This window comes from Bacteroides sp. AF20-13LB (genome assembly GCF_003603065.1).
Taxonomy (GTDB): domain Bacteria; phylum Bacteroidota; class Bacteroidia; order Bacteroidales; family Bacteroidaceae; genus Bacteroides; species Bacteroides uniformis.
The window spans coordinates 125,971-145,259 of sequence record NZ_QTMH01000001.1 but is presented as its reverse complement, the minus strand read 5'-3'; the positions used below and the strand labels follow the sequence as shown (position 1 = coordinate 145,259).

General features: G+C 43.7%; 22 protein-coding genes and 2 tRNA genes. 9 read left to right on the top strand and 15 right to left on the bottom strand.

From position 1 onward, the window contains the following. Window positions 1-46: 46 nt before the first annotated feature. From DWX62_RS00565 to argR, 6 genes are read right to left on the bottom strand one after another with little or no spacing between them, the layout of a single operon-like run. A complete protein-coding gene (locus DWX62_RS00565; protein ID WP_005825124.1) occupies window positions 47-1,168 on the bottom strand; it encodes an aspartate aminotransferase family protein in 1,122 nt (373 codons plus the stop codon). A 5-nt stretch (window positions 1,169-1,173) separates the two neighbouring features. Next, the gene (gene argC / locus DWX62_RS00560) at window positions 1,174-2,142 is read right to left on the bottom strand and encodes an N-acetyl-gamma-glutamyl-phosphate reductase (RefSeq protein ID WP_005825122.1); all 969 of its coding nucleotides are present in this window, start codon (window positions 2,140-2,142) and stop codon (window positions 1,174-1,176) included. After that, window positions 2,135-2,353, bottom strand: coding sequence for a PspC domain-containing protein (locus DWX62_RS00555; RefSeq protein ID WP_117589163.1), 219 nt, complete (start codon window positions 2,351-2,353; stop codon window positions 2,135-2,137). Before DWX62_RS00555 ends, argC begins: the two co-directional genes overlap by 8 nt. After that, window positions 2,354-3,559: an argininosuccinate synthase domain-containing protein gene (locus tag DWX62_RS00550; protein WP_005825117.1), complete on the bottom strand. Its 1,206-nt coding sequence runs from the start codon at window positions 3,557-3,559 to the stop codon at window positions 2,354-2,356. Window positions 3,560-3,572: 13 nt separating this feature from the next. Further along, the gene (locus tag DWX62_RS00545; RefSeq protein ID WP_005825115.1) at window positions 3,573-4,130 is read right to left on the bottom strand and encodes a GNAT family N-acetyltransferase; all 558 of its coding nucleotides are present in this window, start codon (window positions 4,128-4,130) and stop codon (window positions 3,573-3,575) included. A gap of 35 nt (window positions 4,131-4,165) precedes the next feature. Continuing rightward, window positions 4,166-4,639, bottom strand: coding sequence for an arginine repressor (argR, locus tag DWX62_RS00540; RefSeq protein WP_005825113.1), 474 nt, complete (start codon window positions 4,637-4,639; stop codon window positions 4,166-4,168). 517 nt (window positions 4,640-5,156) lie between these two features. On the opposite strand from argR, the gene DWX62_RS00535 reads away from it, so the two are divergent. Beyond that, entirely contained in the window at window positions 5,157-5,666 is a 510-nt protein-coding gene (locus tag DWX62_RS00535; RefSeq protein ID WP_098031853.1) for a hypothetical protein, read from the top strand. A 144-nt stretch (window positions 5,667-5,810) separates the two neighbouring features. On the opposite strand, the gene DWX62_RS00525 is transcribed toward DWX62_RS00535, so the two are convergent. Next, window positions 5,811-5,883: transfer RNA gene (locus DWX62_RS00525), tRNA-Pro, on the bottom strand. Window positions 5,884-6,385: 502 nt separating this feature from the next. Here DWX62_RS00525 and DWX62_RS00520 point away from each other — a divergent pair. The 6 genes from DWX62_RS00520 to DWX62_RS00490 all read left to right on the top strand — a co-directional run bounded on the left by DWX62_RS00520 (window position 6,386) and on the right by DWX62_RS00490 (window position 11,655). After that, on the top strand, window positions 6,386-6,982 hold the full coding sequence (locus tag DWX62_RS00520; RefSeq protein ID WP_025815044.1) for a Crp/Fnr family transcriptional regulator: 597 nt from the start codon (window positions 6,386-6,388) through the stop codon (window positions 6,980-6,982). 323 nt (window positions 6,983-7,305) lie between these two features. Continuing rightward, a complete protein-coding gene (locus DWX62_RS00515; RefSeq protein WP_025815045.1) occupies window positions 7,306-7,974 on the top strand; it encodes a hypothetical protein in 669 nt (222 codons plus the stop codon). 29 nt (window positions 7,975-8,003) lie between these two features. Then, window positions 8,004-10,295, top strand: a complete 2,292-nt coding sequence (locus tag DWX62_RS00510) for an outer membrane beta-barrel family protein (protein ID WP_117887904.1) — start codon at window positions 8,004-8,006, stop codon at window positions 10,293-10,295. A gap of 284 nt (window positions 10,296-10,579) precedes the next feature. After that, complete coding sequence (locus tag DWX62_RS22195; RefSeq protein ID WP_120172523.1) at window positions 10,580-10,819, top strand: hypothetical protein; 240 nt, start codon at window positions 10,580-10,582, stop codon at window positions 10,817-10,819. Further along, complete coding sequence (locus tag DWX62_RS00495; RefSeq protein ID WP_025815048.1) at window positions 10,773-11,192, top strand: RteC domain-containing protein; 420 nt, start codon at window positions 10,773-10,775, stop codon at window positions 11,190-11,192. Before DWX62_RS22195 ends, DWX62_RS00495 begins: the two co-directional genes overlap by 47 nt. Window positions 11,193-11,322: 130 nt before the next feature. Next, window positions 11,323-11,655, top strand: coding sequence for a helix-turn-helix domain-containing protein (locus DWX62_RS00490; RefSeq protein WP_005646002.1), 333 nt, complete (start codon window positions 11,323-11,325; stop codon window positions 11,653-11,655). Window positions 11,656-11,697: 42 nt separating this feature from the next. Here the strand turns inward: DWX62_RS00490 and DWX62_RS00485 are convergent, their stop codons facing one another. The 6 genes from DWX62_RS00485 to DWX62_RS00460 all read right to left on the bottom strand — a co-directional run bounded on the left by DWX62_RS00485 (window position 11,698) and on the right by DWX62_RS00460 (window position 16,653). Further along, complete coding sequence (locus tag DWX62_RS00485; RefSeq protein WP_025815049.1) at window positions 11,698-12,423, bottom strand: hypothetical protein; 726 nt, start codon at window positions 12,421-12,423, stop codon at window positions 11,698-11,700. 4 nt (window positions 12,424-12,427) lie between these two features. Then, window positions 12,428-13,351, bottom strand: a complete 924-nt coding sequence (locus DWX62_RS00480; RefSeq protein ID WP_120172522.1) for a relaxase/mobilization nuclease domain-containing protein — start codon at window positions 13,349-13,351, stop codon at window positions 12,428-12,430. Further along, window positions 13,317-13,700 (bottom strand): MobC family plasmid mobilization relaxosome protein, encoded by a 384-nt coding sequence (locus DWX62_RS00475; RefSeq protein ID WP_025815051.1) that lies wholly within the window; start codon window positions 13,698-13,700, stop codon window positions 13,317-13,319. Before DWX62_RS00475 ends, DWX62_RS00480 begins: the two co-directional genes overlap by 35 nt. 147 nt (window positions 13,701-13,847) lie before the next feature. Beyond that, window positions 13,848-14,822 (bottom strand): toprim domain-containing protein, encoded by a 975-nt coding sequence (locus DWX62_RS00470; protein WP_025815052.1) that lies wholly within the window; start codon window positions 14,820-14,822, stop codon window positions 13,848-13,850. Window positions 14,823-15,131: 309 nt separating this feature from the next. Further along, on the bottom strand, window positions 15,132-16,364 hold the full coding sequence (locus tag DWX62_RS00465; RefSeq protein WP_117952102.1) for a VapE domain-containing protein: 1,233 nt from the start codon (window positions 16,362-16,364) through the stop codon (window positions 15,132-15,134). Next, window positions 16,345-16,653 carry a helix-turn-helix domain-containing protein gene (locus tag DWX62_RS00460; protein ID WP_024988792.1) on the bottom strand — a complete coding sequence of 103 codons (309 nt, stop codon included), beginning with the start codon at window positions 16,651-16,653 and terminating at the stop codon, window positions 16,345-16,347. Before DWX62_RS00460 ends, DWX62_RS00465 begins: the two co-directional genes overlap by 20 nt. A gap of 339 nt (window positions 16,654-16,992) precedes the next feature. On the opposite strand from DWX62_RS00460, the gene DWX62_RS00455 reads away from it, so the two are divergent. Then, window positions 16,993-17,280, top strand: a complete 288-nt coding sequence (locus DWX62_RS00455) for a helix-turn-helix domain-containing protein (protein WP_025815054.1) — start codon at window positions 16,993-16,995, stop codon at window positions 17,278-17,280. Window positions 17,281-17,284: 4 nt separating this feature from the next. Then, a complete protein-coding gene (locus DWX62_RS00450) occupies window positions 17,285-17,566 on the top strand; it encodes a helix-turn-helix domain-containing protein (protein WP_024988805.1) in 282 nt (93 codons plus the stop codon). A 150-nt stretch (window positions 17,567-17,716) separates the two neighbouring features. Here DWX62_RS00450 and DWX62_RS00445 read toward each other — a convergent pair whose 3' ends face one another. Next, entirely contained in the window at window positions 17,717-18,934 is a 1,218-nt protein-coding gene (locus tag DWX62_RS00445; protein WP_117963071.1) for a site-specific integrase, read from the bottom strand. A gap of 251 nt (window positions 18,935-19,185) precedes the next feature. Beyond that, window positions 19,186-19,258, bottom strand: a tRNA-Phe gene (locus DWX62_RS00440). Window positions 19,259-19,289: the final 31 nt, after the last annotated feature.

The following is a 19,289-nucleotide window of genomic DNA, read 5'->3' as shown; positions in this document are numbered from 1 at the left end:
TGCTTTTCGGTCGTTTCTTTTGCTGGCTGATTATTTGTGTCAAATATTAAAGTACTTTCTTGAAGCGTTCCAAGAATTCCTTTGCTTCATCCATGCCGAGGCACAGAGGCGGCAGCAGGCGAAGTACATTCGTACCGCTTACACCGGTGAATACATGCTGCTCTTTCAGTAGTCTTAGGCGCAGTTCCTTGATGGGTTCTTCAAATTCCAGCCCTATCATGAGTCCGCGTCCGCGAACGTCCTTGATTTGAGGGAATTTCTTTAGTTCCGTTATCAGGAAGTTGCCGACTTGGGCTGCATTCTCTATCAGGTTTTCCTGCTCTATCACATCCAGCACGGCAAGGGCGGCACTGCAAGCCAGGTGGTTTCCGCCGAAAGTGGTTCCAAGTTGCCCGTATACTGGTGTAAACATTGGGCTGATGAGTACGCCTGCCATCGGGAAACCATTGCCGATGCCTTTTGCCACGGTGATGATGTCGGCTTTGATGCCGTTGTACTGATGGGCGAAGAACTTGCCGCTGCGTCCGTAGCCGCTTTGGATTTCATCGAGAATCAAGACCGTGTTGTGTTCCGTACAAGTCTGGCGGAGAGCCTGCATGAATTCGTCTGTCGGCAGTTGGATGCCGCCTACACCTTGTATGCCTTCGATAATCACTGCGCAGACATCTCCTTTGGACAATTCGGCCTTCATGGCTTCGATGTCGTTCAACGGGAGGTAGGTGACGTGCCCGCAGTTGTTGATGGGAGCGATGATTTTAGGATTGTTCGTTACTTCCACCGCCAGTGAGGTACGTCCGTGGAATGCTTTTGAGAAGGATATCACACGGGTACGGCCATTGTAGAAAGAGGCGAGTTTCAAGGCGTTTTCATTGGCTTCGGCACCGCTGTTGATGAGGAAGAATGAGTAGTCGTCATAGCCACAGACTTTTCCCAAGCGTTCTGCCACTTGCTGTTGCAGCTTGTTAATTACTGAGTTTGAGTAGAATCCTAACGTAGCAACTTGGTTACTCACCATCTCTACATAATGTGGATGTGCATGTCCGATTGAGATGACTGCATGGCCACCGTAGAGGTCGAGGTATTCGGTACCGTTCTCGTCCCATACATGGCAGCCTTTTCCTTTGACGATGTTGATGTCAAAGAGAGGGTATACGTCGAATAAATTCATTTTTTTTAGAATGCAGAAGGTTTCAACCGTAATCCTACGGTCTCTTCCAGGTTAAACATTAAATTCATGTTATGGACAGCTTGTCCGCTGGCGCCTTTCAGGAGGTTATCAATGCAGGAAATGATAAGCAGTTTGTCGCCATGCTTCTCCAGATGGATGAGGCACTTGTTGGTGTTTACCACTTGCTTCAGGTCGATATTCTTCTCCACGATGTGGGTAAAGGAATCTTTGGCGTAATATTCTTCATACATGCGGACGATTTCTTCCAGGGCCACTTTGGTCTTCACCACAATGGTGGTGAAGATGCCGCGCGGGAAGTCGCCGCGGTAGGGGATGAAGTCAATGTCCGCATCAAAGCTGTTCTGCAGCTGTTTGAGCGATTGCTTGATTTCGGGCACATGCTGGTGCTCGAAAGCTTTGTAGACGCTCATGTTGTTGTTGCGCCAGCTGAAGTGGCTCGTGGCGCCCGGTTTCACACCGGCGCCGGTACTTCCGGTAATGGCGTTCACCATGATATCATCGTTCAGCATCAGATGTTTGGCGAGCGGCAGCAGGCCCAGCTGTATGCAGGTGGCAAAGCAGCCCGGATTGGCTACGTGCTTCGCTTTGCAGGTGGCACGGCGGTTCAGCTCCGGCAGGCCGTAGATGAAGTCGTGTTCGGGAGAGGCTATGCGGTAGTCCATGGAGAGGTCGATGATTCTCAGTTCCTCGGGCACGTTGTGGCTTTCGAGGAACTTCTTCGTGTCACCATGTGCCGTACAGAAAAAGAGTACGTCGATTTCTTCCAGCGGGAGCTGGTCGGTAAATACCAAGTCTGTTTCGCCGTACAGTCCTTCGTGTACGTCGGTAATTTTGTTGCCGGCGTTGCTTGAGCTGTTTATGAAAACGATTTCCGCTTCCGGATGGTTGAGCAGCAAACGTATCAGTTCGCCTGCCGTGTATCCGGCTCCGCCGATGATTCCTACTTTAATCATTTTGATAATATCTATTTGGTTCTTGTGGTATAACAATTAGCATTATAATGTATATGGGTATGCCTGCAAATGCAGTAAAGATCGTGGCGAACGTATAAACGATACGCACCAATGAGACATCGAGTCCGAAAAAGTTTGCCAGTCCTGCACATACGCCTGAAAGCATCCTTCCAGTCCGGGGACGTGTCAGTTTTTGCTTCCTGCCGGTCATTTAGATTTTCTCGTCTTTATGATTTGAATAATAAGCACGCAGTGCTGTGGAGGTTACTTTGATGAAGCCCTTGGCATCTTCTGCCGTCCATCCTTTCTGCATCTCACCGTATTCGCCAAACTTGTTTTTCACAAGGTCATCTTTGCTTTCTACACCTACGGTAGAAAAGCAGAGCGGGTGAAGTTCGAGGATAGCCGTACCGTTTACGTTGCGTTGCGAGGATTCCAGCATGGCTTCGATGTCGCGCATTACTGGTTCCAGATATTGGCTTTCGTGCAGGAACATGCCATACCAGTTGGCTACCTGGTCCTTCCAGTATTGCTGCCATTTGCTCAAAGTGTACTTCTCGAGGAACTTGTGTGCTCCGATAATCAGCATAGGTGCGGCAGCTTCGAAACCTACGCGGCCTTTGATACCGATAATCGTGTCGCCTACGTGCATGTCGCGTCCGATACCGTATGCCGCACCAATCTCTTCTACCTTCTGGATGGCTTTGATGGGGTCGTCGAATGTCTCGTCGTTCACGGCTTTCAGCTCACCTTTTTCAAAAGTGAGGCGCAACTGCTCGCTGCCCTCTTTGGTGCAGTGTTTCAGATAGGCGCTTTCGGGCAACCCTTGCGCGGAATCCAGAATCTCGCCACCACAAATGGAAGTGCCCCACAAACCTACGTTATAGGAATATTTTAGTTTGGTGAAGTCGGCGGCAAAGCCGTGTTTGTTCAGATAATCAATCTCTTCCTGACGGCTCAGTGCCATGTCGCGTGTCAGCGTGATGATTTCCACGCCCGGAGCCATGACGAGGAAAGTCATGTCGAAACGAATCTGGTCGTTACCCGCACCTGTAGAACCGTGGGCGATGGCATCCGCGCCGATTTCGTTGGCATAGCGTGCAATGGCCAATGCTTGGAAGATACGTTCGGAACTTACAGAGATAGGATAGGTGCCGTTACGCAAAACATTGCCGAATACCATGTATTTCAAGCTTTTCTCATAGTATTCCTGCGTCACGTCGAGGGTGACGTATTCTTTGGCGCCCAGCTTGTAGGCATTTTCTTCGTTTGTCTTCAACTGTTCAGCACTGAAACCGCCCGTATTGGCACAAGCTGCATATACTTCGTACCCTTTTTCTTTGGTAAGATACATCACCGTAAACGAGGTATCCAAACCTCCGCTGAATGCGACTACTACTTTCTTCTTCTTTTCCATATCCTTAGTATTTTTATATTTTATCCTCTTCGTGCAGCTTCGGGTCGTAAAGCATTGCTGTGCAAATGCAGAATTTACGGTTCTTAGCTACCAATATATCATGGTTTATACAGCCTTCGCAACCTTTCCAGAACGATTCGTCATCGGTCAGTTCGTTGAAGGTGACGGGCACATATCCCAGCTCGGTATTCATTTTCATGACGGCAGCTCCGCTGGTGAGACTGAAAACTTTAGCATTAGGCCAGCGTAGGCGTGCCAGGCGGAAAGAAGCGGTCTTGATACGTTTTGCCAGCCCCAGTCCCCGATATTTGGGGTGTACTATCAAACCGGAGGTTGCTACATATTGCTTGTTACCCCAGCTCTCTATGTAGGTGAAACCGGCAAAATCATCTCCACACAAGGCTATGATGGCCTTTCCTTCTTTCATTTTAGTAGCTACGTATTCGTGTGTGCGTTCTGCGATGCCCGTTCCGCGTACCTTGGCAGCTTCCCGGATGGTATCCAAAATCTTGTCTACGTAAACTTCATGTGAGGCGTCAGCCACCATCACATCAATTTGTTTCGAATCCATTTCTTATTTAATTTCTTGTTTTTTGTTGTTATCTATCATTTAATGTTCGGGATGATTTGCGATAGGAAGCTGCGTACCTCGTCATGTGACGCTGCTTCGTGCACCACCAGCATGATGGTGTCATCTCCGGCAATGGTACCCAGAATGGCGGGACACTCTCGGTTGTCGATGTCGTAGGCCATGCTGCTGGCATATCCGGGCCGGGTACGGATGACGGCAATATTGCCCGAAAATTGAAGTGAAACGAATCCGCTTGTCATCAGCATTTCACTTGCACTCTGGTCGTTCGAACGTTTATACATGATGTTGTTGGGCAGCACATATACGTATTTACCGTTCATGTTCGCTGCTTTCGCTACTTTCAGCTGTTTCAAGTCGCGTGACAAGGTGGCTTGTGTCAGTTCAAAGCCTTCCTTGCTCAAAGCTTGCAACAGTTCTTCCTGAGAACTGACGTCTTTGCTTGAGATAATCATCTTGATGGCGTCTAACCGATTGGCTTTTTTCTTCATTTTCTGTATAATTATTCTAAGAGTAGTGCAAAATTAGGGATTATTTCGGAAAGAATATGCAAAAAGGAGAGCTTTTTTATTCTTTTTATACATCGGGTGTACTGTATATGTTGTTTTTGTTCTCTTTGTTGGAGTCTTGTTTGTTCTTTTACGTTATTGGAGATTGTTTCCGTATGTCTTTGGTAAATGTTGATATAATATAGAATAGATATGCAATTGTCAAATCTGACACCCTTTCAATCAAAAACTGTACAAAAATTATATGCATAGAAATAAAATCCCTCAGGTTTTTACGTTGGTCCCAGATTGTTACGTTGCCCCCCCTCTCTTATGGTCGGGAAACCGGAGGAGAGGAGGGATGAAATAAAAAAGGCTTAACTTCTAAAAGCTAAGCCTTTTCTGTCGGCTGCACTATCGAATTATCGAACAAGTTTATAGTGGATTTTGAGAAAATAATAGATTTTATTTTAGTTGTTTTAAAATAAAAAGCTATTTTTACGGTAAAAAAGTAATCATTATGGATTTATATACTACAATAGTAGGACTGTATTCGCAAAATAGACATGAAGTGCTAAGAGTAGTAAATACAGCTATCCATTCGAAATGTAATCTATCTGAAGGTATAGAGGTTATTCATACAGGGTTTTATTGTTTTACACATACGGGGAAAGAACTTGAATTCCTATATGATACACAATCTCAGATTTTGTATTTCCAAGGTTCTAACAGTAATGGGTATCATTTTCCTTTGGGAGTATTATTTCAAAGTAAGTGTTTACCACATATCATTAATTATCAGGGTTTGGTGAGAATGAGATTTTCTTTAATGCTTAATAATAATAGTTTTTTTTGTTATCAAGGGTATGATACAATTCAGCAATCATTTATAAACAAAGTGGTGTTATATTTTCCAATCACTACTTATACATATTTTATATTTCAAAAGTATGAGGGGTATCATGCTATAAAGATAAAACCTATGGAAATACCTTCTTTTACTTTTAAAGCGGGAAAGTTTTGTTTTTGACAACTGTTTTGTTATAGGTTTATATAATGGATTATCGAACAGAAAACGAGAATGAAGTTTTTAAGATTTTCCGCAGATTTACAGCGGTTTGTGAAGGTGAAAAAGAAAAAGCGACAACCGATTTTGCTCGTTTGTCGCCTTCTGTCGGAATGAGGCGACTCGAACGCCCGACCCCTACGTCCCGAACGTAGTGCGCTACCAACTGCGCTACATTCCGATTGCTTTTGAAAAGTGGTGCCACCAGCAACCGAAAATCGGTTTGTATAGCACTATTTCTCAATAAGTTATATCTTCATTACGATGTTAGTCCCTTGAATAAGGTTTTCACAACTTTGCACCGTTCAACACAATTTTGTGTCTTAGGTTCGATTTCTGCGTGCAAAGGTAGATATTTATTTGGAATTATCAATATATCCAAGAAGTTTTTTTAGCATTTAGTATATTTTCAAATATTACATTATCTTTTCGGGAAACGAAAACAAGAATATTATCTATTGAATAACAGGTATTTACAAGAAGTATATAGAATAATGGGTAACGATATAGAAACGAGCGTATTTCTTTAATTTGCCTTATGTTTCCACTGTTTCAATACTCTGCTACAAAAATAGTTATATTCCTTTAAATGCCAATAATGTCTTTGTAAAACTACAACTTTATTGTAGTTTTGTATAAGCATGAGATTAGTAAAAATATCATCTCCTAACAATATCAAACATATGAAGAACTTCAATGCACAATACGGTAAGCATTCCCGATTGGAATTATTAAAACATTTCATCTTGGAGCATGGAACTTATATCGAACTCAAAAAGGGAGAACAGTTCTCTGTTCAGGGTAAAATGAACCGCCGGGGGGCTTATATTGAAAACGGCTTATTGAGATATATCCATGTGGATGAAAGAGGAAATATACATATAGTAGGATATACTTTTTCAAATGAATTTGCAGGGAGTTTATGTACATTCATAAATCCCGACCGACCGTCATTAGTCACTATTGAGGCTGTTTGCGATTCAAAGATTTACTATCTACCGTATTCAACGGCAGAGGAATTCTTTACGACAAATGCCGAAACCATGCAAATAAAGTGTACGCTTGTCGAACAATCATACTTGTTGATGTATCATAGATTATTGGATATGTACTGTAAAACTACGGAAGAACTTTATCTTGATTTATTGAACAGATGCCCCGACATTCAAGAGCACATTACGTTGAAAGAAGTGGCTTCTTTCTTACAAGTCACACCTGAAACAATCAGTCGCATCCGCCACAAACTGAACAAATGCATCCGTTGCAAACTGGAGAAATAGCCAATCTTTAACATCCATTATAGCGGGGTCTTGACAATTGTCAAGACCTTTTTTCTTTATTCTTCCGTATTTTGCCATTTCAAGAAATCAATGTTCAATTACTTAAAACAGCAATAAGATGAAGAAGAAAATTACTTTTCACATGATGTTTTCCGTATTTATTATCTGTACTCTCTCGTGTCTAACAAGTTGTAGTAACAACGATATTCCTATTCCTGTCTTTACCTCTGAGGCATTGGAACAAACCACTTGGTAAGCACAAAGAACTGTGTACAATACCAAAATTAAAGAAGATGTATTAGCGGATAAGGCTTAAATGAAGTGTGGATGCGACTAATCAGATAATTTCAAACGTTTGGAAGACAGCAATATTTTTGTTATTTTTTTTATTTCTCGCCCGTTCAGTCAATGCACAAGTACAAAACGGGTGGACTCCAAACGATTCTGTCCGATTGACCAAAATGCTGAAAGGAGAAATGCCTATCCATATTGATGATGCTTTTAAAAGGGAACTGGAACAGTCTATTATTGGTCATTCGCCAAAAGACGATAATAGGTACTGGGATGATTTTAGGTTAGATATTGATTTTAAAGAAGATTTTCCGAATGTAGTAAATATTGAGTGCGCCACAACGTTTCACTACAAATTAAATCATAACAATAATCTATTGAATGGAAATCTAAAATGCAAAAGCCTTATGAGAAATAGTCGGATAGATAAAAATCTCCCTCTTATAAAGATTCAACAAAAAACAAACATGACTATTCCTTTAAACAAGAAATTACATTTTAGTGTATATGGAAGCTATACACTGGACAAAAAACGTAGTGTGATACTTCCGGCAACTTCTATCCCTTATAAGGTAGGAGCAGGATTTTCATATGAGATAGGTAAACATGCCATTATTAAATCCCAAACGAACTACCAATATAACATAATACAAAAAAAATGGGAATGGTTCTTTGGTGCAGGAGTTTTTTTTACCTTTTAGTAGTCTTGTAATCAATAAACTGAATTCGTATGATGCGATTAAATAAAATAATAACATTGACATTTTTCTACCTATTTTTAGGTTGCTCTCAAACAGTCGCTTGGGGGCAAACGATTAACGGAAAAATAATAGATGACAAACAACTGCCTATAGACGGTGCGACTATTATTTTGCAAACAATGGATTCGACTTATATAGGCGCATCCATTTCCAATGCTGACGGCATATTCGTTTTTAAAAGCCAACAGGAAGAATACCGATTGATAATACAACACCTTTTGTATGAAACAAAACAGATGACAGGTAAGGGAAATGATGCCGGAATTATTCAACTTCAACCTAAAGACTATGCTTTGGATGAAGTTATCATAAAGGCGGAACGTCCTTTTGTAAAAGTGGAGAATGGACTTTTAGGATATAATCTTGCTGTTCTTACCCAAAATCAACTCGTAAACAATGCGTATGAAGCATTGACAAAAATACCGGGAGTGCAAGAAGACAGAGGAATACTAACTTTGGCTGGAGCAGGAAAACTGACTGTTATTCTAAATGGGAAACCTACCACAATGGATGCCGGACAGCTTGAAACAATTTTGCGCAATACTCCGGTGAATCGTGTAGAAAAAGCGGAAGTGATGTATAGCGCACCTCCTGAATATCATGTACGGGGAGCAGTCATTAATCTTGTTTTAAAGCATGCAAACGATTACTCTTTTCAGGGGGAGATAAGTGCTGACTATAAGAACCAGTACTTCAATGACGGGGGAATGAATGGAAACTTTCGTTTATCAACTCCCAAAATGGCTTTTGATGTAATGTACGGAGCAAATAACGTAAAAAAGATAGAATACATAGACCTTGATTCCAAACATACGCTAAAAGATGAACCACATCATATCATACAAAACGAACAGTTACGTAGTAAGTACTGGAAGCACGACCTTAGAGTAGCTTTTGAATATAACTTCAACAACAAAAACAATATCAATGTAGCATACACAGGCAGTTATACCCCCGACCAGCATAATAACAGCCGGACATCAGGCAACTACCAAACCAGCAATGTGGATAAATATGTTGACAATCAAATGCACAATATTACATTGCAATATCATTTGGGGTTCGGAATTGAAATAGGTGGTGATTATACACATTATACTTCCAATAATAATCAAAGGCTATACGCAAATTATCAAGATGGAAATCAGAGTTGTTTCTCTATGGTTGGCGGACAAAAGATAGATCGCTATTCTATCTATGCAGACCGGAAACAGTCTTTACCCAAAAGATGGAATCTGGGTTATGGAGTTTCCTACCGATTTGCTAAAGACATTGATTTCCAAACTTATGATAAAGTGACAGGTAACATTCAAACTCAAAACACATATTCCAATCTAAGAGAACAAACTACCAGCTTTTATGTATCATTGAGCAAAAACTATACAACAGGTACGTCTTTATCCGTTTCTGCTACGGGAGAATATTATACGATTGGCAATTATCATAAATGGGCAGTTTACCCACAAGCATCATTGATTTACTTTAAAACACCGAAACATATGTTTCAACTTTCATTATCTACGGACAAAACTTATCCAAGCTATTGGGATATGCAATCTTCCGTCAGTTATCTTAATGGATATACAGAATTATGGGGAACGCCGGGGTTGAAACCGATGACAAACTATAACCTGAATGGGAATTATATATGGAAGCAGAAATACATCTTTGGTTTGTTTTTCACGTACACCTCAGATTATTTCACTCAAGCCGCCTATCAATCGACTGACAGGCTGGCACTAATCTATAAAAATACAAATTGGAACTATATGCAGGTATGGGGCGCAAATATCATATTGCCTTTTAAGGCAGGAAACTGGCTGGATTCCCGATTGACCTTAGTCGGTATGCAAATGCACCAACGCTGTGATAATTTTTTCGACATTCCTTTCAATCGTAAGAAATGGGTATTTAGCGGCACACTGGATAATACGTTTAAGGTAAATAAGAATTTGTCTTTCGAACTGATGGGAAATGTACAGACGCCCGTCATACAAGGGACATTTGATATAGAATCTATTTTTAATCTCACTGCCGGATTACGGTGGAATTTCGCCAATGACAAATTGAGCTTATCCGCCCGTTGCAATGATATATTTGATACGGGAATGCCTGCAACACGAGTTCGTTTTAAGGAGCAAAACTTGAATATGAATAGCGGATTTTATTCACGAGCATTTACTCTACATTTCAGTTATCGCTTTGGTGGATATAAGAAAAAAGAGGTAAAAAAGATTGATACATCAAGATTTAGATACTAATTCAAAAATGATATGAGAACATTGTTACTAATTCTGAGTGTTTTATGTTTCGGTTCATGCAAAACGTCATTGATTACCTATCGAAATGGATATATATTTGACAAGCAAGGTGAAACGATTGGTAATTATACTAACGGATATATTTATAGTTCAAAGAGAATACTTAAAGGATATTATTCCAATGGCTATATTTATGATGATAATCACAATATTATAGGGAATTATGCAAATGGATATGTGAAAATGAAAAACAAAGACGATTAATAATATAATTTCAACACTACATGGAAAGTGTATTACAACAGAGATTTTTCCGTTTATTATCGGAATACTCGCAGCGTACAGTTTCTGTTTCCGAGTTGGCAGAAGCTATCGAGGAATTGGCTACGCATGTAGCCAATTTTAGTATCAACGAACAGGATTATAGCGTATCACTGCATTATTTTTCCTTTGGTTTGCACCGTCTTAAATCGTATCGTGTACGGTTTGAGCAAGAAAAAAATGCCCTATCTGTATCTAATTGATGAAGCGATAGGACTTTTGAACACCGAAATACGCCTTATCGAGTGGCATATCAAGTACCCGGAACAGTTACAGCAACCCGTCAACAAACAAGCCCTTTCCCCTCTTTTCCTCGCTGACAAGACTACTCTTATCAACATCATGGAAATGGTCAGCGGTCTGTTCCTCTCCAAAGAAATCGTATATCAGAACGGCAAGCCCGCCTACCTGGTGGATTTGTCCAAAGCCTTTGAATGGCTGTTCAACATCAAGATAAGCGACTGCCACCAAAAGCATGAGGACGTGATAAAACGCAAGCCGGGTAAAATCACAGAGTTTCTTAATGGACTGGCAGAGCTTATCCGCAAGGAACATGAAAAGAAAGGGTACAGATAACCAACGGCTTATGATTTATTTATAGGGGATTCCATTAGTTCCCCCGTAATTTCTTTGCGCCTGTTTTCTGAACTTTGCTTCATCAATCGATTGACAGACCATAATGTATAATCAGAAAAATGAAGCAATCATGTATATAGAGAATGACGATTTCAGCGTATGGATGCAGAAGCTGTACGCCAAACTGGAAGAACTCTGCAAGGATGTACGGGTACTGCGCAATGCCGACAGGGTGCTGCCCGAAGATGACAACCTGCTGGATAATCAGGACTTGTGCCTGCTCTTCAAGGTGAGTATCAAGACCCTGCAACGCTACCGGGCTATCGGTGCGCTGCCGTACTTCACAATCAGCGGAAAAGTGTACTACAAGGCTTCCGATGTCCGGGAGTTCATCAAGGAGCGGTTCAGCGTTACCACGCTGCGCCAGTTCGAGAAAGAACACTGCACAAAGAAAAAGAAGTGAATTAAAAAGCCGGGGCGGTTCTGCTCCGGCTTTGCTTTTGGTTTATGGTTTGCCTAATTTGTCGGCTTCCTCCCTTAACTGCTCGGCTTGCTCGTTCAACAGTCTTGCCCGTTCCAACGCTTCTGCCTGTTTCCTGCTGCGGTATTCAAAGCCTTTCACCGAATCGGTCAGGCTTCGGATGAAAGCGTTGTCCCGTTCCCGGCTGAACTTCGTTTCCAGCAAATCAAGGCTGCTGCCGTCTGCCTTTCCTTTCATCAGGATATAGCGGTATTTTATATCGTTGTCCTGTAACCGATGCATCCGTTCCGTAAAACGAATATTCAAGATTAGCGAAGTGATACAGATAATAAAACCTGCTGAAAGAAGAAAGAACTTGGGCTTCAGGTAGGGAGTTACCCGGTATATCAGTTTGTCATGCCATGAAACGGGCGTTGTTTCTCCGGTCGGTGTATCATCAGCCGGGAACAACACCTTTAACCGCTCCTTGAAATATCGGTGCGAGGTCACGATAAGCCCCTTTATATCTTCAAGGTCTTGTTTTTGGTTCTCGGACTGCCCTTTTCCGATACTGCCGATTTGGTTTAGAATCTCCTGCGCCATGTTTTCAGTAATGCCGGATTTACCTTGCATTTCCGAAATGCGCTGTTCGATAACGTCCAGTCGGTTAATCGTTTCCTCCCGGCTGGCTGGCGTTACCTGCTTCTCCTGCCGTTCTTTCAGTTCCGTAACCATGGAGAGAAGCCCCTCCAAAATTAAGTTATTTTCCATGTCCCTATAATTTTAAGTGTCGTTTCTTTTTCTTCTTTTTTCTTTCACCGGGATTGTCGGGCGTTTCATCAGCCGGAGAGGACGGGGCGGAGAACAGACCGCCCAAGTCTGCCAGTAACGGACTGTCGATTTTGCCCAGTGTCTGCGATAGCTCCTGAACAGGTGCGGAAACCGTCTGTCGGTTGCTTTCGGTAGTGTTCAGCCCCGCATCCCCGAAACATTTATCCAGCTTGGAGAAACTGAAACTGCGGTCTATCTCCGAACCCTTGAACGTGTATTCGCCTTTGGAAAAGGATATGCCCTGTACTTCGCCAGTCTGTCCCCTGTACTTGAAATGAATCCCGATACCCTTTTCTGCCAGCCGGGTTTGTAACTGCTGCCAGTTCCTTGATTTCCCGATTTCATCCTTTACGGCATTGTAAATCTCGTATTTGGATTTGTCCGGCTCTCTCAAACGGTGCTGCTTTACATGCTCCTTGCCTTTAGCGAAATAAAGCCCGTGTTTGGCTTTCAGCTTCTTGCATACCTGCTCGTTGCGGTACATGTCGTTCCTGTCCGAAATGGTCTTGCCGTTGTTGTCTATGCGGTTGAACACGATATGCACGTGCGGATGTTCCCGGTCTTGGTGGCGCACGATGATGTACTGCGTATCGGTGATTTTCATTTCACGCATGTACTCCTGCGCAAGCTGTACCATTTTCCCGTCTGTCAGCTTGGGTGCGTCCACCGGGGAATAGCTTAGCGCAATATGTCCGACTGGCTTTTTCAGGTCGGGGTTCATCCCGGCTTGCAGTATGAAACTGCGTATGATGTCCCGGTTGCTTTCGGCTAACACTCCCTCCGCATGAAGCAAAGCCGCCTGTTCCTTGCCGAGTACATAGTTCACGCAGCCTTTAAATCCGCTTCCCTTTTTTATTTTTCCAATCATCCGACAGTTGGTTTATGATTTCAACAATCCTGTTTTTGAGTTTCACCAGTTCCACGGCTACCAGTGCGAACCCTCCGGCATTCGCCCGGTGCGCCAACTGGTTGATGTTGTTGGCTTCGCCCGCCAGCCTGCGGATAGTGTCCGCATCCTGCCTGTTCAGCCGAGGCGTTACCTCTGCCGAAACGACAGCCTGCCGGACGTACTCGCTGACGTGCAGCCCGGCTTCGGTGGCTCGCTTCCTGATTGCGTAGAACTGTAACTCGGTCAGTTTCGTGCTGACTACCCGGTTCTGCTTGTCTATCCGGCTTTTTGCCGGGCGACCTCCCGGTTTGTTCCTTGTCCCTGTCATACGTTTTTGCTTTTAGGTGGTATCTTAAAAATTGCGACCAACGGGAGAAATTTTCTTTGCTGTCAAGCAAAGCAAGGTGTTTCGGTCTACCGAAACATAACCTTGCTCTCCCTAATCATACCGTTTACCGTTGGTAATCCTGCCGGACTAAATGCCTCTGCCCCTTTTCTGTTTTGGGGTGGCACGTTGCCCGGTTTCCTGCTTTATTTCCTGCGCTTGGCTGGTACTGTTTTTCTGTTCCTGTTTCCTGCCGCACAGATAGTCGTTCAAGTCCGAATAACCCCTGTAATTGTCCGAGAAGTCACGCACACGGTAGGAATATTCCAAAGCGATAGCCTGTGTTGCCCGAAATCCTGCTTCGTCATTGTCGAGCATGCAGTGGATGCGTTTATACGGGAACAGTACGTCAATGGCTTTCGGCACATTGGCGGTAGAGTTGAGTATGACATAATCCTGCCTGTCAAGGTCGGGCATGGTCGGACAGTTCTTCATCCGGAGTGTGAGGAAAGAAAGATAGTCCATAAAGCCCTCGAATACCAAACATTTCTCTCTCGGCTCTCCCTGCTGCCTTATATGGGTGATGTCTTTCGATGTGCTGCCCTTGAAACGGGGATTGCGAAGCTCGTAACCTCCTGAATCATTCCTGAACGCCAGCGCAAAATAAGGCTTGCCACCGATGCGGTAATACATTTCCTGCACGTATGGGGCTGCCGTTCCGGGGGAAATCCCCCTTTCCTGCAAGTAGCGCATGAGTGCCGGATTCTGTAACGGCTGTATTCTGCGTATCTCTATCGGGCTGGCTGCCTGCCTTTTCGTGTCCCTTTCGGGCAGGTCTTTCCCGTGAAAGGAAAAAGAGGTAGTGTCGTCCTGCTCCAGTCGGCAGATAGCACCGTAGGCGTTGCACCCGTTCTGCTTCATCACAAGGTCGATGAGCGTCCCGCCCTCGCCAGTTCCGTAGTCACACCATAGATTGGCGTTATAATCCACCTTGAAACTCGGCGTGTTGTCCTCCCGTAAGGGGCTGCGGTACATCCCGTAACTTCCTTTTTCCGTGACGGGCTGGATTCCCAAAGAGTTCAGGTAATCCTTGATACTGATATTGTTGGCTTCCTTGTAGGTCATAATCTTTATTTTTTTATTTAACGATAGTAATAATGAAGCAAGAAGCGAGTAAGAAGAAGCACGGGACACTACTACATCTATCTTTTTCTTTTTCAACGGATTGTAGTACATGTAGTAACATAGTAATTATTTATCCTTTAAAAAAGGAATAAATATATTCTATATATTATATTGCCGTTTTTTCTTTTTCCCGGATTTTCCAAAAGTTTGGGATTCTATCTTACTTCATACTACATAATTGGTAAACTATTGTTTATTAAATTGTTATGTATGTATCAAACAATATGTAGAAGCTACTACATTCCGGTTCTACCCGTAATCATCCCCTGTACGGGAAGCCGGAACGGGCTTTATCCTGTACCCATATACCGGATAATGGTTGTTGTTGATGCGCTTCTGTACCCGCTTGAAACCGATTTTCCGCAATGATTCGCCCAGCCTTTTTTCGGATAGCTGGACGGGGGATATATTACGCAGGTATGCGAGTACCTGTGCCGTTGTCATGAAGAACAGGGCTTCTTCCTCCTCTGTCGGCTTCTCAAAGTATTGTGTCAGCATCTCAAACTCGATTGTCTGTACCTCAAATTCCGCATTTGTCAGGTGCAGTTCTTCAATCTCCGCATCATTGAACCAGTAGCGCACGCCCTGACGGTACAGGTACATAATTTCGGAATAGACGTTATCCATGTGAATACTTTCTGCCGTGGGCTTGTCTATGTGCAGCACCTCGAACGGCAAAAAACGCCTGCTGCCTGTCGGGTCGGTCAGGAACTCGTTGCCGTTCACCGAAGCCATGAAGCTGGCGAGGTGGGGGTATTCCTCTATGTAAATATCATACGGTCTGCGGTACTTCACCGCCGGGGTGGTGATAAGGTTCTTCAATGCGTTCTCGTTCTGCTTGTTGAGTTCCTTTAGCTGGTCGTCAATGTTGATGAACAGGTATTCGGCTATCAGTGTCAGGATGTCTTTGCCCTGCGGGTCTATCTTCCCGGTGAACAGGTAGTTCTTAAGCGGTGTCGGGCAAAGGTTGTCCAGCCACCACGATTTGAACTGCCCCTGCCTATCCCCGGTCAGCACCAAACAGGTATGGTTCTGACACCCTGTGTCGTTCATCGCGTTGGCTACCACACCGATAAGCCATTTCGTGAAATATTCCTCCCATTTGCCGGGGTTGGCTACCTGTACCGTGTTCAGAAGCCTGCCGATATGCCCGTGTTCGGCAGGATTCAGTAAGGGCAGGGCATTGAAATACTCCTGTATGGGGTGAGCCTTTCTTGCGAAGTCGCTTTCCAGTATCATGCGTATGTTGTCGGTCGAGGTGGCAATGTCAGCCGTTGCGTCCAGCCTGCGCCTGAAAGTGTTCAGGGCGAATTTTGTAACGGGCTGGTACAAGTCCGAAGAACCCGCAGCCCGGTATTCCGTCCGGCTCTTTACGGTGTTGAACCGGAAATCATACAGGACGTTCAACAGGCTTTCGATGCGCTCGTTCTTGGACTGCCAGCCCTCGATATGCCGTGTTTCATCACTTCTTTTCTTTTTCATCGGGAAGTCTGTTAGAAGCCGGGACATACTGCTGCTGCATCCACTTTTTGAGTTCCTCCATGTCGAAACGCAGGGTACGCCCACGCTTGACACACGGTATCATCCCCTTGCTGGCTAAATGATACAGGTAATTGACCGAATACCCGGTTATGCCGCTGGCAACGGATATTTTGACTAACACAGGCTCTTTTCCGTCCTGCCGTTCTTCGGGCTGTGCGCCCGTGACCGGGGCAATCATCTTTTCGATGTTCTCCAGCCGCTTGAAAATTTCTTCGAAAGGATTGTTCATAGGTGCTTGTTTTTTGAATTAGCACCACAAATAAAATAAGAAAAATCGGTAAAAAACAAAGCGTCAGCCGTTTGGAATCGCTTTGCTTCGCTCTGCGCCAAATTAATGTCGGCAAATGGAAAACGGCTTTGTGTTCATTACCTTACTTATTTAGGGAGTGGAGAAAAAACAGGTTTTTTGTTATCGGTTCATTTCTTTCGTGTTGTTGTTGGGTTGGCGGTGGACATTTTCGGACACGTAAGGTCATTTGCGGACAGGAAGAAACAACCTGTCATTCAGCCTTATATATTTGCACCAGTGAAGAAAAACGGAGTATTGACAAGAATAAATATATCGGTTATGGAAATAGTGACGATTGAAAAGAAAACGTTTGAACTATGGAAACAGAGGTTTGAAAATTTTGTGGGTCGTGTGGATGCGCTCTGCGTGCCTTTACGCAGGAAGCGTGACAAGTGGCTGGATAACTGCGAGACTTGCCGTTTGCTGAACGTTTCAGCCCGGACGATGCAGACTTACCGTGATACGGGAAAACTGCCTTATTCGCAGATTAACAATAAGATTTACTACAAGGCTTCGGACGTGGAAGCCTTTCTGCTCGACCAAGTAAGGGACAATTCTAAAAAGTAGGCGTATGGATTTGATAACGAAAGATTCCGAAACCACGCTGGTACTGTTTTCCTCCCTCGACAGGGTGCTGGAAAACGTGGAGTACGTGGTAATGAACTATCGCCCGGTATTGAACGGTGAACACTACCTGACGGGTGATGAGGTGTGCAGGCGGCTTTGCATCAGCAAACGGACGTTGCAGGATTACAGGGACACGGGGCTGCTGGGCTACGTGCAGCTTCCGGGAAAAATCATCTATCGTGAAAGCGAGATTTTAGACCTGCTGGAAAGACATTACAGAAAATGAAATCTTGAAAACATGAAATCTTGTTTTATTGATGTCTTGCTTTCTTGAAATATTGAAGTATTGAAATATAGCTGTCTTGTTTTCTATATTGTTTGATTAAAAGCCAGCAATTACGTTTTCTTGAAAACCGTGTTGCTGGCTTCTTCGTGGTTATACGGATAGCTGTTTCTCAACGGCTTGCATATCCCTTAGTATCGTTTGGTCTAATACTTTCGCATAATGCTGCGTCATTCGGGTGGATGAATGCCCCAGCATTTTAGCCACGTTCGGCAGTGACACGTTGTTAGCCAGTGCGATAACCGAAGCGAAACTGTGCCGGGCTGTGTGCGTGGTCAGGTTCTTTTTAATACAGCACAGGTCGGCAATCTCTTTCAGGTAGCTGTTCATCTTCTGATTGCAGGGAACGGGCAACAAAGTTCCTTTATCCATGCAGTAGGGGTTATCCTTATACTTTTCAAGTATCTGTTTGGGAATGCTCAAAAGCGGGATGTTACAGAGGTTGTTTGTTTTTTCACGGGGTTTCACTATCCACAGGTTGTCGTTGCTGTCCTCTGAAACGTGTTCGGGGCGCAAGTTATACACGTCTATGAATGCCAGCCCGGTATATACGCAGAAGATAAAGACATCCCGTACCAGTTCCAGCCGTTCAATCCTGAACTCTTTCTGCCATATCCGGTTTATCTCGGCTTGGCTTAGGAACTGTTTGTTTACCTCCACCTCGTGAAACTTGATTCCGGCAAACGGGTTCTTTGTCAGCCACTCGTTGGCAATGGCAAGGTTTATCACTTTCTTAAAACATTTCATGTACCGGATAACGGTATTCTGTGCGCAATGCTTCTCCGTCTTTAGGTATAAATCGAATTTGCGTACCAGTTCCCCGTTTACCTCACGCAGTAACATATCATCTACCTTGTAATCCCGTTTAACCAGTTCCATGAGGTATTTAAGGCAATTGTCGTAACGTCTTACGGTGATGTCGGCATAGTCCGTCCCGATTAGCTTCCGGCAGTTGTCGTTGTGTTCCTTGAATACATTATACAATGTCTTGAAAGTCTCGTCCTTTCCCTGATAGCGGTTCACTATGGCACGTGCGGAGATAATCTTTCCCTCCAGTTCCAAGTCTTGGTAAATCTGATAGAATTTCACACGCAGGGCGTCAATGTAATGGTTTAGTTCCACGGAATTGCGGTCTTTGCCTGTCGATTTCTCTTTTTCCTGTGACCAAAGTGGGACTTTTACGCTCCGCTTTAGTTGAAGTTCCACGTATAGGCGGTCATAAGTGACACGCACACGCACGGGTGCTTCCCCGTTTTTTAACAGTTTGCTACGCTTGATGAAGAACAACACGCTGAATCTTTTTCTTTCCATACGGCTCGATTTTTAATGATACAAAGTTAGGAAATCGAACCGAGAACCCTGTTATGTAAAATAGTGCAACGTGCTGTAAAAGAATGAAGTAAATACCTCGCAGTGGAACATTTCGGGCTTTTGAAAACAGTCCCTTGAATAAGGACGTATAGTTTGCTTCAATCCCACTAATTTTGCTTACTCTTGGAAAAGAAAAATCCCCAAACTTCTTTGAAATTCAGGGATTTACATCGTTTTGCCTTCTTAAAAAGTGGTGCCACCAGGAATCGAACCGGGGACACAAGGATTTTCAGTCCTTTGCTCTACCAACTGAGCTATGGCACCTTTTTCGTTTGCGGGTGCAAAGATAAAGAGT